Annotated in this window: 9 protein-coding genes and 1 pseudogene; all 10 read left to right on the top strand. The window is 73.8% G+C overall.

Annotated features, from left to right (window positions below; genetic code table 11):
- Positions 1 to 351: 351 nt before the first annotated feature.
- Positions 352 to 687 (top strand): annotated as a pseudogene (locus tag KDL01_RS45260) (helix-turn-helix domain-containing protein); the annotation flags it as partial.
- Positions 688 to 1,087: 400 nt separating this feature from the next.
- Positions 1,088 to 2,518, top strand: a complete 1,431-nt coding sequence (gene hflX / locus KDL01_RS16000; protein ID WP_212529295.1) for a GTPase HflX — start codon at positions 1,088 to 1,090, stop codon at positions 2,516 to 2,518.
- 181 nt (positions 2,519 to 2,699) lie between these two features.
- Positions 2,700 to 4,058: a diaminobutyrate--2-oxoglutarate transaminase family protein gene (locus KDL01_RS15995; protein WP_212529294.1), complete on the top strand. Its 1,359-nt coding sequence runs from the start codon at positions 2,700 to 2,702 to the stop codon at positions 4,056 to 4,058.
- The gene (locus KDL01_RS15990; protein WP_212529293.1) at positions 4,055 to 5,698 is read left to right on the top strand and encodes a pyridoxal phosphate-dependent decarboxylase family protein; all 1,644 of its coding nucleotides are present in this window, start codon (positions 4,055 to 4,057) and stop codon (positions 5,696 to 5,698) included. The genes KDL01_RS15995 and KDL01_RS15990 overlap by 4 nt, the downstream gene beginning before the upstream one ends.
- A gap of 175 nt (positions 5,699 to 5,873) precedes the next feature.
- Positions 5,874 to 7,613 carry an IucA/IucC family protein gene (locus KDL01_RS15985; RefSeq protein WP_212529292.1) on the top strand — a complete coding sequence of 580 codons (1,740 nt, stop codon included), beginning with the start codon at positions 5,874 to 5,876 and terminating at the stop codon, positions 7,611 to 7,613.
- Complete coding sequence (locus KDL01_RS15980) at positions 7,610 to 8,185, top strand: GNAT family N-acetyltransferase (protein WP_212529291.1); 576 nt, start codon at positions 7,610 to 7,612, stop codon at positions 8,183 to 8,185. Before KDL01_RS15985 ends, KDL01_RS15980 begins: the two co-directional genes overlap by 4 nt.
- A complete protein-coding gene (locus KDL01_RS15975; RefSeq protein ID WP_212529290.1) occupies positions 8,182 to 9,876 on the top strand; it encodes a lysine N(6)-hydroxylase/L-ornithine N(5)-oxygenase family protein in 1,695 nt (564 codons plus the stop codon). Before KDL01_RS15980 ends, KDL01_RS15975 begins: the two co-directional genes overlap by 4 nt.
- Positions 9,842 to 11,716, top strand: coding sequence for an IucA/IucC family protein (locus KDL01_RS15970; RefSeq protein ID WP_212529289.1), 1,875 nt, complete (start codon positions 9,842 to 9,844; stop codon positions 11,714 to 11,716). Before KDL01_RS15975 ends, KDL01_RS15970 begins: the two co-directional genes overlap by 35 nt.
- A gap of 43 nt (positions 11,717 to 11,759) precedes the next feature.
- Complete coding sequence (locus tag KDL01_RS15965) at positions 11,760 to 13,001, top strand: hypothetical protein (RefSeq protein WP_212529288.1); 1,242 nt, start codon at positions 11,760 to 11,762, stop codon at positions 12,999 to 13,001.
- A gap of 139 nt (positions 13,002 to 13,140) precedes the next feature.
- The gene (locus KDL01_RS15960; RefSeq protein ID WP_212529287.1) at positions 13,141 to 15,249 is read left to right on the top strand and encodes an ATP-dependent DNA helicase; all 2,109 of its coding nucleotides are present in this window, start codon (positions 13,141 to 13,143) and stop codon (positions 15,247 to 15,249) included.
- Positions 15,250 to 15,493: the final 244 nt, after the last annotated feature.

The following is a 15,493-nucleotide window of genomic DNA, read 5'->3' as shown; positions in this document are numbered from 1 at the left end:
AGCAGACAGGAGGCGGCGTCCGCCTGTGCGTCCTGGACCCCGCGAGACGCGAGGGAATTACCTCCGGCCCCGGGCCGTTGTCAGGATGTGGGCGAGCCGTCCGAGTCCGGATCGGCATGGCGCCCACGGGGGCGGACACCCCGAAGGTGTCCACCTCGGACAAGCTGGGCGGCGCCGGAGGCCGAAAGAAATTTTCCTCCGGCCGGTGAATACCGGACCCGGAGCGGGTACGGTGGCCGAAAGCCGCTCCGCGTGACGGGGTCTCCCGATCACCGCGAGCGAGCTCGCGAGGAGCGGGTGAGCCCGGCCGACTGACCGACGACGAGTTCATGAGAGGGAGGGAGCGACGCCATGATCCTGATCCGTCGCCTGCTCGGCGATGTGCTTCGGCGCAAGCGCCAGGACGAAGGCCGTACCCTGCGGCAACTGGCCGCAGCGGCGAGAATCTCGCCCGGGTACCTCTCCGAGATCGAGCGCGGCCAGAAGGAGCCGTCCTCGGAGCTGCTCGCGGCCATCTGCGACGCCCTGCAGGCCCGCCTGTCCGACGTCCTACGCGAGGTCTCCATCGAGCTCGCCGCGGCCGAACTGGCCGCACAGCTCGAATCCGAGCGCATCGGTGTCGCCGCCCCGGTTCCCACCGCGCGGGTGGGTGCGGCGGCCGGTTCCGGTGCCGTCAAGAGCATGCCGCTGGCGAAGCCGGTGCCCCGCGGCGCCGTCCGGCCCGGGACGCGCCCGGCCGCCCGCCCGGTCAGCCGCCGGGTACCCGCGGCCGCGGGTGTGGGCGCGACCATGACCGCCACGCCGAACCTGCTGGCCTACCCCGTGGTCCTGCCCGGCGGCCTGAACGCCGGCAGCCTGCCGGTGGCCGGCAGCGGCCAGGTCCCCCAGCTGGCACTGCGCTGATCCGATCCATCACGCTGATCTTCCTAGCGTCCGGCCACGGCCTCGTCCCGCGCACCCGCGGGGCGGGGTCGTGTTGCGTGCGCGCGAAAAAACGACATGCCCGGGCCCGCCCGGGCGTGTCACCATCGAAGTACGGCCGGCTCGAGCGAGCCCGGCTCACCACCGCAGAAGCTGAAGGGCACAGATGACCAACTCCCGTTACGAAGTCGATTCCGAGTACCAGATCCGGAACGCTGCGGGGAACGACTACGACGGCGAGCAGTTCGACCTTGCCGATCGGCATTCCCTGCGGCGTGTGGCCGGCCTTTCCACCGAACTCCAGGACGTCACCGAGGTCGAGTACCGGCAGCTGCGCCTGGAGCGCGTGGTGCTGGTGGGCGTGTGGACCTCGGGTAGCGCCGCCGAGGCGGACGCCTCGATGCGTGAGCTCGCGGCGCTGGCCGAGACCGCCGGCTCCGAGGTCCTCGAGGGCGTCACCCAGCGTCGCGACCTGCCCGACCCGGCCACCTACATCGGCTCGGGCAAGGCCAAGGAGCTGCGCGACATCGTCGCCGAGACCGGCGCGGACACGGTGATCTGCGACGGGGAGCTCACCCCGGCCCAGCTGATCCACCTCGAGGACGTGGTCAAGGTCAAGGTGGTGGACCGCACCGCGCTGATCCTGGACATCTTCGCCCAGCACGCCAAGTCCAAGGAGGGCAAGGCGCAGGTCGCCCTGGCGCAGATGCAGTACATGCTGCCGCGCCTGCGCGGCTGGGGCCAGTCGCTCTCGCGCCAGATGGGCGGCGGCGGTACGGCCGGGGGCGGCGGCATCGCCACCCGCGGTCCCGGTGAGACCAAGATCGAGCTCGACCGCCGCCGGATCCGCGAGAAGATGGCCAAGATGCGCCGGGAGATCGCGGACCTGGGCAAGGGCCGGGTGGCCAAGCGGCACGAGCGCCGCCGCAACGCGGTGCCCTCGGTCGCGATCGCGGGCTACACCAACGCCGGCAAGTCCTCGCTGCTCAACCGGATCACCGGGGCGGGCGTGCTGGTGGAGGACGCGCTGTTCGCCACCCTCGACCCGACCGTGCGCCGGACCGAGACCGCGGGCGGACGCGGCTACACCGTCGCGGACACCGTCGGATTCGTCCGGCACCTGCCGCACCTGCTGGTGGAGGCGTTCCGCTCGACCCTCGAGGAGGTGATCGAGGCGGACCTGATCCTGCACGTGGTGGACGTCTCGGACCCGGACCCCGAGGGCCAGCTCGCCGCCGTGCGCGAGGTGCTGCACGAGATCGGCGCCGCCGAGATCCCGGAGATCGTGGTGTTCAACAAGGCCGACGCGGCCGACCCGGACGTGGTCGCCCGCCTGCGCCGCCGCGAGCCGCACTCGGTGCTGGTCTCGGCCCGCACCGGCGAGGGCATCGAGCAGCTGCTGGCCGCGATCGAGGCCGACCTGCCCCACCCCGAGTTCGAGGTGGACGCGGTGGTCCCGTACGGCCGCGGCGACCTGCTCGCCCGGATCCACACCCACGGCGAGATGCTCAGCGAGACGCACCTGGAGACCGGCACCCGGGTGCTGGCCCGGGTCGACGCCCCGCTGCACGCGGCGCTGGCGGAGTACCTGAGCTGATCCCACGCCGCATCGACTGCCCCGCGATCGAACGATCGCGGGGCAGTTCGCGTCTCGTCCATTCACCGACACTCTTGCTACTTGTCACTCGCGGTAGTGACGCGGGTTTGACTCCGTCACCAATCCTGGGTAAGGCTTGCCTCACAACGATCTTCTGATGAATCGTCAGTGAGGGCAGGCCTTGACCGTCGAAGAGCTTTGCGATCCCGACCAGGTGCTGGCCAGACAGGCGGCGAGGGAGTCCTCGGCCCGCAGCTACGCGCGGCACCTGCCGGTCGTCCCGGTCCGGGCCGAGGGCATGACCGTCTACGGGGCCGACGGGCGCAGCTACCTCGACTGCCTCTCCGGCGCCGGCTCCCTCGCGCTCGGCCACAATCACCCGGTCGCGGTCGAGGCCATCCGCAAGGTGCTCGACGACGGCGCCCCGCTGCACGTGCTCGACCTGGCCACGCCGATCAAGGACGCGTTCACCGAGACTCTGCTCAGCCTGCTGCCGCCGGGCCTGGCCGGGGACGCGAAGCTGCACTTCTGCGGCCCGAGCGGGGCCGACGCGGTCGAGGCCGCGATCAAGCTGGCCCGCGCGGCCACCGGGCGCACCGGCCTGGTCGCCTTCACCGGCGCGTACCACGGCATGACCGCCGCCGCGCTCGCCGCCACCGGCAGCGTCGCCGCCCGCGGCGTCGCCGGGGTGCCGGACGCGGGCGTCACCCGGCTGCCGTTCCCGCAGGACTACCGCTGCCCGTACGGCGTCGGCGGGATCGCGGGGGAGCGGATCGCGGTCGAGCACGCCAGGCGCCTGTTCGACGACCCCGGCAGCGGGATGACCCCGCCGGCCGCGATGCTGGTGGAGCCGGTGCAGGGCGAGGGCGGGGTGATCCCGGCCCCGGACGGCTGGCTGCGCGCGCTGCGCACCCTGGCCGCCGAGCACCGCGTCCCGCTGATCGCGGACGAGGTGCAGACCGGCCTCGGGCGCACCGGCGAACTGTGGGGCGTGGACCACGCCGAGGTGGTGCCGGACATGATGGTGCTGTCCAAGGCGATCGGCGGCGGACTGCCGCTGGCGGTGCTGGTCTACCGGGGCGAGTACGACGTCTGGGACGAGGGCGCGCACACCGGCACCTTCCGCGGCCACCAGCTGGCCATGGCGGCCGGCACCGCGACCATGCGCTTCATCGTCGAGCACAGCCTCACCGAGCGCGCCCGCAAGCTCGGCGACCGGCTGCGCGAGGACCTCGCCGAGGCGGCCGCGCACCTGCCCGCGATCGGCGACGTGCGTGGACGGGGCCTGATGATCGGGGTGGACCTGGTCGATCCCGACGTCGCCCCGGACGCCCTCGGCGCCCGGCCCGCGGCGCCCGGCCTGGCCCGCCGGGTGCGCACCGAGGCCCTCGAGCGCGGTCTGATCGTGGAACTCGGCGGCCGTCACGGCGCGGTGCTGCGGCTACTGCCACCGTTGATCATGACGGAACTGGAGGCGGAACAGGTACGCGACCTGGTCCTGGCCTCCATCGCGGCGGCGAGCACCGGCTGGCGAGCATGAACTGGACCGGAAAGTCGGAGTCGGGCGAGTCCGAGGAGGCCTCGGCCCTGGCCACCGCCGAGGCGTACGACGGAGTGGTGGCGCACGGCGCCGAATCGCCCGCGCCGGAGATCGACGTCGAGTCGGCCGACGACGCCACCGCCGAGCCCCCCACCGTCGCCGATCTGCTGCCCAGCCCGGCCGGGGACGACGCCGCCCCCCACCAGGACGGCTCGGCGCTGCTGCAGATGCTCGGCGCGCTCGTGCCCGCGCCCACCCGGCCGCTGCCGCCCGGCTCCCCGGCCGCGCTGGCCGAGCGGGTGCGCCGGGAGTTCACCCCGGTGCTGCCCGAGGTCGGCCTCGGCCCGGCCTCGTTCGACGCCCTGGCCGCGTTCCTGCCGGAGCAGACCGTGCGCGCCGCCCATCCGCGCACCGTCGCCCACCTGCACTGCCCGCCCGACCCGGTCGCCATGGCGGCCGACACCCTGGTCGGCGCGCTCAACCCGTCGCAGGACTCGTGGGACCAGAGCGCGGCGCCGAGCGCGGTGGAGGACGAGGTGCTCGCCGCGTTCAGCGCGCTGGCCTTCGGCGCCCCCGGCGCGGGCTCGGTCACCTCGGGCGGCACCGAGTCCAACCACCTCGCGCTGCTGCTGGCCCGGGACGAGGCGGTGCGCCGCGGCTTCGGCCTCGACCCGGCCGAGGCAGGCCTGCCCGCCGCCGCGTGCGGCCGGCTGCGCATCCTGGCCTCGAGCCTGGCCCACTTCTCCCTGGCCCGCGCCGCCGCCCAGCTCGGCCTCGGCGAACGCGCCGTGATCCCGGTCCCGGTGCTCGCCGACCACCGGCTCGACCCGCGCGCGCTGATGCGCATCGCCGCCGAACTCTCCGCCCGCGGCGAGCGGATCGCGGCCGTGGTCGCCACCGCGGGCACCACCGACGCCGGGGCCGTGGACCCGCTCGCCGCCTGCGCCCAGACCGCCCGCGCGCACGGCGCCTGGTTCCACGTGGACGCCGCGTACGCCGGGGGACTGCTGCTCTCGGACGTGCGCCGGCCGCTGCTGACAGGACTCGAACTCGCCGACAGTGTGAGCGTGGACCTGCACAAGCTGGGCTGGCAGACCATCCCGGCCGGGCTGCTGCTCACCCGCGATCCCGCGGCCCTCGCACCGATCTCACGCCGCGTCGCCTACCTCAGCGACCTCGACGACGAGGCCGAGGGCTACCCGAACCTGCTCGGCCGCTCGCTGCGCACCACCCGCCGGGCAGACGCCGTGAAGATCCTGGCGGCCTGCCGCCACCACGGCCGGGCCGGCTACACCCGGATGATCGAGAGCTGCTTCGGCCAGGCCGCGTACGTCGCGGCCAGGTTCGAGGCCGACCCGCGGTTCGAGCTGGCCCTGCCGCCCGCCCTGACCACGGTGCTCTTCCGCTACCGGGCCCGGCAGGGCGACCCGGACCGGGTCAACGCGGCGGTCCGGCGCGACCTGCTCGCGGCCGGGCTCGCCGTGATCGGCCGCACCCGGCTGCCCGAGCCCGGCTCCGGTCCCGGATCGCTCCGGCTCAAACTCACCCTGTTGCGCCCGCAGACCACCGCGGCCGAGCTCGACGCCCTGCTCGACCTGATCGCGCGGACCGCGGCCGAGCGCGACCGCCCGGAGACCTGAGGCCCCGTCACGCCCCGAGCGCCGCCGCGGCTCGCACCGCGCCCGGCGCCGGGCCCGCGCGGCCCGGCCCGCCGCGGAGCCGTCCCGTTCCGCCCCGATCCGCGTCGCCCCGACCACGCCCCGATCCGACCACGCCCCGATCCGCCGCCGCCCGTCAGTGCCCGAGGAAAGAAACGTGAACACAGTGGCGCAGCCGCAGACCGTGTCAGAACCCTCCGTCCCGGCGGCCCGGCCGGGCGACGCGGAGCTGACCGCGGCGGCCGCCCGGCTCTCCGTCGAGACGCTGCTGCGCTGCTGGATCAGGGAGAACCGGGTCACCCGCCCGGACGGCGCCGAGCTCGTGCTCGAGATCGGCCAGGCCACGGTCACCGTCCCGGTGCGCTACTGGTCCGCCGCCGGCTGGCACCGCTTCGGCCCGGCCCGCACCGAGGGCGGCGTGCTCGACCCGGGCGAACTGGCCAGGTACATGGCCAAGGCGGGACCGGCGCACTCGGCCGCGGCCGACCAGCTGGCCGAGCGGGCCGCCGAGTCGGCCGAGCGGATCGCGGTGCACCTGGCCGACCGGGCCGCGCGCCCGGCCCCGCCGGACTCGGCCTCCGGCGGCGCCCCGACCCCGTTCCTGGCCGCCGAGCAGGCGCTGCTGGCCGGGCATCCGCTGCACCCCACGCCCAAGAGCCGGGACGGGCTGACCGAGCCGTCCTACTGTCCGGAGCTGCGCGGCGGCTTCCAGCTCGACTGGTTCAGCGTGGACCGGGAGCTGATCGCGCAGGAGAGCGAACTCGGCCCCACCGCGCAGGACCTGGCCGCGTTCCTGAGCGGCACCCTCCCGGACGACGGCGCCCTGGTGCCGGCGCACCCCTGGCAGGCCGCGGATCTGATGCGCCGTCCGGCCGTGCGCACCCTGCTGGCCGAGGGCCGGCTGCGCCACCGCGGCCGCTCCGGCGCGCGCTGGTTCCCGACCTCCTCGCTGCGCACCGTCTACCGGCAGGACGCGCCGGTGATGCTCAAGCTCTCGCTGGGCCTGCACATCACCAACTCCAAGCGGGAGAACCTGCGCAAGGAACTCGTGCGCGGCGTCGAGGCGCACCGGCTGTTCGCCGGGGCGGCCGGCAGCCGGCTGCTGTCCGCGCACCCCGACTTCCGGATGCTCACCGACGCCGCCTACCTCGCCGTGGACGGCGTGCCAGGGCTCGACGTCTCCTTCCGCCACTCCCCGTTCCGGCCGACCGACTACGTCTACTGCGTCGCCGCGCTGACCGACCTCGGCCGCGGCGAGATCGCCGCCGACGGCCACGCTCACGAACTCGCCTCGCATCTGCACGGCCTGGCCGCCAGCGCCGGCCGGAACGTGCGCGCGGTCACCGTGGACTGGTTCGCGGGCTACGTCGGACGGCTGATCACCCCGATGCTCTGGCTGGACGCGGAACTCGGCGTCACGCTCGAGGGCCACATGCAGAACACGCTGATCCAGCTGGACGAGCGCGGCTACCCCGGGGCCGGGTGGTACCGCGACAACCAAGGGTTCTACTACCGCGCCTCGCGCATCGCCGAGCTGGCCCAGCTGGCCGGAGACCCCGAGCTCGGCCAGGCCAGCTCCACCATCGTGGCCGACGACGTGGTCACCGAGCGCCTGGTCTACTACGTCGGCATCAACAACCTGCTCGGCCTGGTCGGCGCCCTCGGCTGCGCGGGCCTGGCCGACGAGCGCGAGCTGCTCGGCCTGGCCGGCGAACTGCTCGCCCCGCTGCGCGGCCACCGCCCCACCGACCTGCTCACCTCCGCCGCGACGCTGCGCTGCAAGGGCAACCTGCTCACCCGCGCGGCCGGTCTGGACGAGCTGGTGGGCGAGCTCGCCACCCAGTCGGTGTACGTGGAGATCCCCAACCCCTGCTTCGGCGCGGGGGCCGGCCGATGAACGCCGCCGCGTCCCCGCCGCCGACCGTGCAGTGGTACGACCTGTCCACCCCGGCCGGCCGGTTCACCCTCAGCCCGGTCAAGCCCGAGCGGGACCTGCCGGTGATCCACCGCTGGATGAACGACCCCGAGGTGGCCCGGTACTGGGAGCTGGCCGGCCCGTTCGAGCGGACCGCCGAGCACGTGCGCCGGCAGATCGAGCTGTCCTACTGCGAGCCCATGCTGGCGCGGCTGTCCGGCCGTCCGATCGGCTACTGGGAGCTCTACCGCGCGGCCGAGGACCCGCTCGGGGACTACTACGACGCCGAGCCGGACGACCTCGGCGTGCACCTGCTGATCGGCGAGGGCGACTGCCGCGGCCTGGGCCTCGGCAGCCTGATGCTGCGCGTGCTCGCCGACACCGTGCAAGCCCGCTCGCCGCGCCGGATCGTGGCCGAGCCGGACGAGCGCAACCTGGCCTCGATCCGCGCGTTCACGGCCGCCGGGTTCAACGCCTCGGGCACCCTCGAACTGCCGGAAAAGCGCGCCACCCTGATGCTGCGCGTCCCGGCCCCGCGGCGGGAGGCGGCTTGAGCGCCGAACTCTACGACCTGGTCGGGGTGGGCCTCGGCCCGTTCAACCTCTCCCTGGCCGCGCTGGCCGACCCGGTCCCCGGCCTTGCCTGCCTGTTCCTGGACGAGAACCCCGGCTTCAGCTGGCACCCGGGGATGATGGTGCCGGGCGCCACGCTGCAGGTGCCGTTCCTGGCCGACCTGGTCAGCCTGGTGGACCCGACCAGCCGGCACGGCTACCTGGCCTGGCTGCGCGAGCAGGACCGGCTCTTCGGCTTCTACTTCGGCGAGGCCTGGCACGTGCCCCGGCCCGAGTACGAGGCCTACTGCCGCGACGTCGCCGCCCGCCTCGGCTCCTGCCGCTTCGGCTGCCGGGTCACCGCGGTGCGCCAGGCCAGGCTCGCCGACGGCCGGGACGGATTCGTGGTCTGCTACGACGCCGAGGACGGCGCCCCGCGCACGGTGCTCGCGGCGAACGTGGTGCTGGGCCTGGGCACCGAACCTGTGGTGCCCGGCGCGCTGCGCGAACTGTGTGGAGACGGCGGCGCGCTGATCGTGCACAGCGCGCACTACCTGCACCGGGCCGACTGGATCCAGGCCGCCCAGGACGTGACCGTGCTCGGCTCCGGCCAGTCCGGCGCCGAGATCGTGCTCGACCTGCTGCGCGGCTGGCACGGCCCGGGCCGGCGGCTGCGCTGGCTCACCCGCTCGTCCGCGTTCGAGCCGATGGAGTACTCGAAGATCGGGCTCGAACACTTCACCCCGGACTACACCGACTACTTCCACGCGCTGCCCGAGGCGGCCAGGGACCAGCTGCTGGCCGGCCAGGGCAGGCTCTACAAGGCGGTCTCGGACACCACCCTCGCCGAGATCCGGTCCGAGCTCGACCGCCTCACCCACCCGCACGGCCCCGACTCCACCGGCGTCACGCTGCTGCCCGGCGTCGAGGTGGTGGGCGGGCGCGTGCGCGGCGGCGGCACCGGCCTGGAGCTCGACTTCGCGCACGCCCGCAGCCAGAGCGCCTGCACCGTCACCACCGAGCGACTGGTGCTGGCCACCGGCTACGCGCCGCGCCCGCAGGCCCTGCTCGCGCCGATGCAGGCGCTGGTGCTGCGCGACTCCCGCGGCCGCCCGGTGATCGGCCGGGACCACCGGATCGCGCTGACCGGCACCGACGCGGGGCTCTACGTGCAGAACGGGGAGCTGCACACGCACGGCGTCGGCACCCCCGACCTCGGCCTCGGCGCCTACCGGGCCGCGGCGATCCTCAACGCGGTGGCCGGCCGCGAGCTCTACCGGCTGCCGCGCCGCGCCGCGCATACCAGCTTCAGCCCGGCCGCGGCCGCCGTCACCGACCCGGCGATCCGGATCGGCCGGGCCCGGCACGCCCAACGCCAGGCCCCGGGCCACCCGGCACCCCCGTCCCAACCGCAGATCCCGAGCCAGCCGGAGGACCGCCGTGAGCGACGTACCCGCAGCACAGCCCACCCCGTCGACGGCCTCGACGTCGCCGGAGCCCTGCGACCCGCGGCCCTGCGCCGGGAGCGCCGCCGCGCCGCCGGAGAGGGCTTCGTCGACGACGAGCCCGGCTTCGGCCCAGGTCGCGATCCCGGCGCCGGCGAGCCCGGTTCCGCCGAACCCGGCAGTGTCGAGCCCGGCGCAGCGTCGACCGGAGTCGATGACCCCGCCGCCGCGTCCCCGGACCGCCGTTGAGGCCGACCCGGCCCTGCTGCGCCGCGCCGCCGGGCGCACCCTGCTGGCCAAGACGCTCGGCGAGTTCGCCTACGAGGAGCTGATCACGCCCGTGCCGGTCCCGGGCGAGACCGGCTGGTACCGGCTGTCGGTCACGGCAGCGCCCTGCGACGCACCGGCTCCGGCTCCGGCTCCGGCTCCGGTCTCGGCCGAGGCCGTGGACGCTGCCGCGCTCGCCGCTCAGCCCGCGTCCACCGAGTACGCCTTCCGTGCCCGCCGCGGCGCGTACGGGTCCTGGTTCGTCGAGGCCGGATCGCTGCGCCGCGAGGGACATCCGGCCGCCGACCCGCTCACCTTCCTCGCCGACGCCCAGGGCACCCTCGGCCTGTCCGGCGACACGGCCGGCCACCTCGTGCGCGAGTTCGCCGCCACCCTCGCCGCGGACGTGCGCATCGCCGCCGGCGCCGGGCACTCGGCCAAGGAGCTCGCCGGCCTCGGCTACGCCGAACTCGAAGGCTGCCAGACCGGCCACCCGTGGATCGCGTTCAACAAGGGCAGGCTCGGCTTCTCCGTCTCCGACACCGAGCTCTACGCGCCCGAGTCGCGCGTGCCCGGGCGGCTGATGTGGATCGCCGTGCGCGACGACGTGGCCGACTACCGCGCCGTGCCCGGCCTGACCGCCCGCCGCCTCTACACCGAGGAACTCTCGCCCGCCGAGCGCGTCCGCTTCGGCGCCGAGCTGATCCGGCGCGGCTGCAACCCGGCCCGCTACTGGTGGCTGCCGGTGCACCCGTGGCAGTGGGACGAGATGATCCAGGTGCTGTTCGGGACTGAACTCGCCGACGCCCGGATGGTCTTCCTCGGCGAGGGTGACGACGTCTACCTGCCGCAGCAGTCCATCCGCACCTTCAGCAACATCAGCCAGCCGGCCCGCCGCCACGTGAAGCTGCCGCTCTCGATCCTCAACACGATGGTCTGGCGCGGCCTGCCCACCGACCGGACCCTGGCCGCCCCGGCCGTGACCGCCTGGCTCCAGGGCCTGGCCGCGGCCGACGGCTTCCTGTCGGGGGAGTGCCGGGTGATCCTGCTCGGCGAGATCGCCTCGGTGACCGTGCGGCACGAGGTGCTCGACCGGATGCCCGGAGTCCCGTATCAGTACCGTGAACTGCTCGGCGCGATCTGGCGCGAGCCGCTGCCGCCCGCGCTCGAACCCGGCGAGCGGGCCAGGACCCTGGCGTCGCTGCTGTCGGTCGGGGCGGACGGCCGGCCGCTGGTGGCGGAGCTCGTCGCCCGCTCCGGCCGGTCCGCGCCGGAGTGGCTGGCCCTGCTGCTGCACGCGGTCCTGCCGCCGCTGCTGCACTTCCTGTACGTCTACGGCACGGCCTTCTCCCCGCACGGCGAGAACGCGGTCGTGGTTTTCGACGAGGACGAATCCCCGGTACGCCTTGCGGTCAAGGACTTCGTGGACGACGTCAACATCGCCGCCGTCGATCTGCCGGAACTCGCCGGCCTGTCACAGGACGCGGCGCGGGTGTTGCTGCGCGAAGAGCCCGGGTATCTGTGCCAGTTCCTGCACGGGGCCCTGTTCGTCGGCCATTTCCGTTACCTGGCCGATCTTTTCGAACAGCGCCTCGGCGTCCCGACCGAGCGCTTCTGGGCCGCAGTCCGGGTCGAACTCGCCGCCTACCAGGCCCGCTTCCCGGAACGCGCCGAGCGCTACCGGCTGTTCGACCTCGCCACCCCGCAGATCGAGCGCCTGTGTCTGAATCGCAACCGACTGCTGCTCAATGGATATCGAGACCTCTCCACACGGCCCCATGTGGAGCCGTATGGTACGGTCCTGAATCCCTTAGCGGGCTAGGTGGGCCTCGCCCGCGGTCGCGACCGAATTGAGAACTGAAGAGATGTCAGAGCACATAGACCCGCCGGGGGCGGAGTCCGCGGGCCCTTCGCCCGAGGACGCGGGCCTGTCGGTGGACGAGCGGTTCGCCAAGCTGGTGGCCGGAATCGACGGCTCGGCGGTACCCGAGAAGGGGGCGAAGGAGGAGTCGGCGCGTACGCGTCGGCTGCGCTCCGAGTGGGCGGTCAATCCGCCGAAGGCGGTGGCCTGGCGCGCGGACGGCCCGGCCACTGCGGCCGACGCCCCCGCGTCGCGCTCCGGATCAGGATCCTGGTACAGCGGGGACGCGCAGGCTCCGGCCAAACGCCGTCGGCGCGTGGGCAAGCCGATCACGATCGTCCTGATCGTGGCCGTGCTCTGCGGAGGCGTCTACGGAGTCGGACACATCCACTACGCCTCCACCGGGCCGCTCAACGCACTGCCGGCCGGCACGGCCGCGCCGTGGGCCGCGTCCGTCAGCCCCAGTCCCAGTCCCAGCGCCAGCCCCTCGCCGTCGGTGCACTACGCCAACCCGGACGACGCCTACTTCGCCGGCTCGCCCGCCGCCGGCTGGAAGGAGAACGAGGCCGGCTTCACCATCCCCAAGGCGGTCGGGCTCAACGGTGTGAGCAGGAGCGACGTGGCCACCGGCTTCCAGCAGCTCTACAAGCTGATCACGGCGGCCGACCTGGACGCGAAGGTCCTCGACGGCGGCTCGGTCGCCGACTTCACCAACCTCGTCGACCCCAGCACGGACATCCCGAAGGAACTCGCGAGCTGGATCGCCCACCCGTCGGCCAAGAACGACCCCACCGCGCTGGTCACCCGCTTCGACCCGGCCACCACCCGCCTGCTCGGCCACACGGTCAAGGTGAGCGGCTCCATGACGGAGCAGAAGGGCAAGCACAAGGACTCGGTGGACCTGATCGCCGACTACGTGTTCGTCTACGCGGTCGCGCCGGCCTCGGACGCGCAGGACGCCACCAGGGTGACGGTGCACCGGACGCTGGAGATCGAGGTCTACAACCCGGCGGACTACAACGTCGTGGCGGGCAAGGCCTGGCTCCTCGACTGGGACAGCTACCTCGGCGACATCCAGTGTTACGACAACAACGGATACGTGGATCCCGGCTTCGGCGGATCCGGGGGCGAGCCCAACGAGACCGGCGTCGCCGACCCGTACGCGACCGGCAACCTGCTCACCCAGGCGCCGGATCCGCAGGCGACCTCGAGCATGGGCGAGTGCCAGGCGTCCTCCGTGAACTGAGCGCGCGCGTGCGTGCGGCGGCCGCCATCCCCGGCCGCCGCATCCGCGTTCCGCGCCGCCGCGTGCCCTCCCCTGCCTTCATCCCTCGGTTCCCCATCCCGGTCCGGATTGTCGGAACCACCCCGTAGGCTTGTTCGCCATGGGAAAACCTGCTCTGGACGAACTGCTCGACGCGGCGGTGGCGGCGGTCGGCGGTGCGCCCAGACCCGGCCAACAGCAGATGGCCAAGGCCGTCGCACTCTCGCTCGCGCAGGGTGACCCGCTGCTGGTGGAGGCCGGTACCGGCACCGGCAAGTCGCTGGCGTACCTGGTCCCGGCGATCGCGCACACCCTCGCCCGCAAGGAGCGCCGCGTCATCGTGGCCACCGCGACCCTGGCCCTGCAACGCCAGCTCGTCGCCCACGACCTGCCGCTGATCAGCGGCGCGCTCGCCCCGCTGCTCGGCCGCGCGCCCGAGTTCGCCCTGCTCAAGGGCCGGAACAACTACGTCTGCCTGAACAAGATCAACTCGGCCGGGGAAGAGGACGAGCAGGACGGCCTGTTCGACCCGAAGGCGCTGTCCGACCTGGGCCGGCACGTGCTGCGGGTGCGGGAGTGGTCCGAGGAGACCGACACCGGCGACCGCGACGACCTCGCGCCCGGCGTGCCCGACCGCATCTGGAACGCCGTCTCGGTCAGCTCGCGCGAGTGCCTGGGCGCGAGCAAGTGCCCGTTCGGCCCGAGCTGCTTCGCCGAGGCCGCGCGGGAGCGGGCCCGCGGCGCCGATCTCGTCATCACCAACCACGCGCTGCTCGCGATCGACACCTTCGACGGCGAGATCAAGGTCCTGCCGGAGCACGACGCCGTCATTATCGACGAGGCTCACGAGCTCGTCTCCCGCGCCACCGGCGCCGACTCCGGCGAACTGACCGCCGGCCTGGCCGAACGCGCCGCCCGCCGCTGCCACCGCCAGCTCGACGAGGCGCTCTCGCAGCGCCTCGACCTCGCCGCCGCGGAGTTCGGCGTCGAGCTCGACGAGGCGGAGGCCGGGCGCTTCCACCACCTGCCCGAGCCGCTCGCCGACGCCCTGACCATGCTGCGCGACGCCGCCCGCGAGGCCGTCAGCGCGCTCGGCCGCAACCGCGACAAGAGCGGCGGCGGCGACGAGGGCGCCCGCAGGCAGGCGCAGGCGGGCGTGGAGCAGATCTTCGAACTGGCCGACCGGCTGCTGCAGAGCTCTGAATACGACGTGGTGTGGCTGGATCGCGGCGAGCGCTCCACCGCCCTGCGCATCGCCCCGCTCTCGGTGGCCCAGCAACTCAGGCATCGACTGTTCGCGCGCACCCCCGCCGTGCTGACCTCGGCCACCCTCAGGATCGGCGGCGACTTCGACAACGTGGCCGGCTCCCTCGGCCTCTACCCCGCCGAGCGCGCCGACCGCCTCGACGGCCTGCGCCCCGACCGCGCCGCCGAAGCCGCTGCGCCGTCCGCCGACGCCGATTTCGACCCCGACGAGGAGCCCGCCGGCTCCAGTACGGGCACTGACACGGACGCGTCCGGCACCGACCACCCCATCCCCTGGCAGGCCCTGGACGTCGGCTCCCCGTTCGACTATCCCAAGCAGGGCATTCTCTACACCGCCAAGCACCTGGCCGCCCCCGGCCGCGAGCTCGGCGAGGAGCAGCTGTCCGAGATCGCCGAACTCATCGCCGCGGCGGGCGGGCGGACGCTTGGCCTGTTCTCCTCGATGCGCGCGGCCGACCTCGCCGCCCGGGAGATGCGCGGACGCCTGGACTACCTGGGCCTGCCGGTGCTGTGTCAGGGCGAGGATTCACTGCCCCAGCTGATCCAGCGCTTCGCCGAGGACCCGAAGGCGTGTCTGTTCGGCACGCTCTCGCTGTGGCAGGGCGTGAACGTCCCCGGCACCGCGTGCCAACTGGTGATCATCGACCGGATCCCGTTCCCCCGCCCCGACGACCCGCTGGCCACGGCCCGTCAGGAAGCCGTCGCCCGGGCCGGCGGCAACGGGTTCATGGCCGTCGCCGCCTCGCACGCCGCCCTGCTGCTCGCCCAGGGCGCCGGCCGCCTGATCCGCTCCTCCGGCGACCGCGGCGTCGTCGCCATCCTCGACTCCCGCCTGGCCACCGCCCGATACAGCAGCTTCCTGCGCGCCGGCCTGCCCGACTTCTGGCCCACCACCGACTCCGAGACCGTCTACGCCGCCCTGCGCCGCCTCGACGAAGCCGCCAAGGAGCGCGAGCAGGCTTAGGTGCGCGAGCCAGCTCTTCCGCTCGCCCGAAAGCAAGGCCCGGGCGTCTGTCGCGCCTCACCCAGGGATGTAGACAGACGGCCGAGGTCCGTCCGTCACCCGTCACGTCCACACGTCTGCAGCGTCCGCCCGCGTGCTTCAGCCCGCCGCGTGCTGCCTCGTATCGCCGTGTCCGCACCGCGTCCGCGTTCGCGCACGTCCGGTCGCGCACCGGCGCCTGTCCCCCCAAGGCGCCCGCGCGCAC

It is taken from the genome of Actinospica durhamensis (genome assembly GCF_018139695.1).
GTDB classification, from domain to species: Bacteria; Actinomycetota; Actinomycetes; order Streptomycetales; family Catenulisporaceae; genus Actinospica; species Actinospica durhamensis.
The sequence above is the reverse complement of the archived record's forward strand: the minus strand, read 5'-3'. Positions and strand labels throughout refer to the sequence as shown.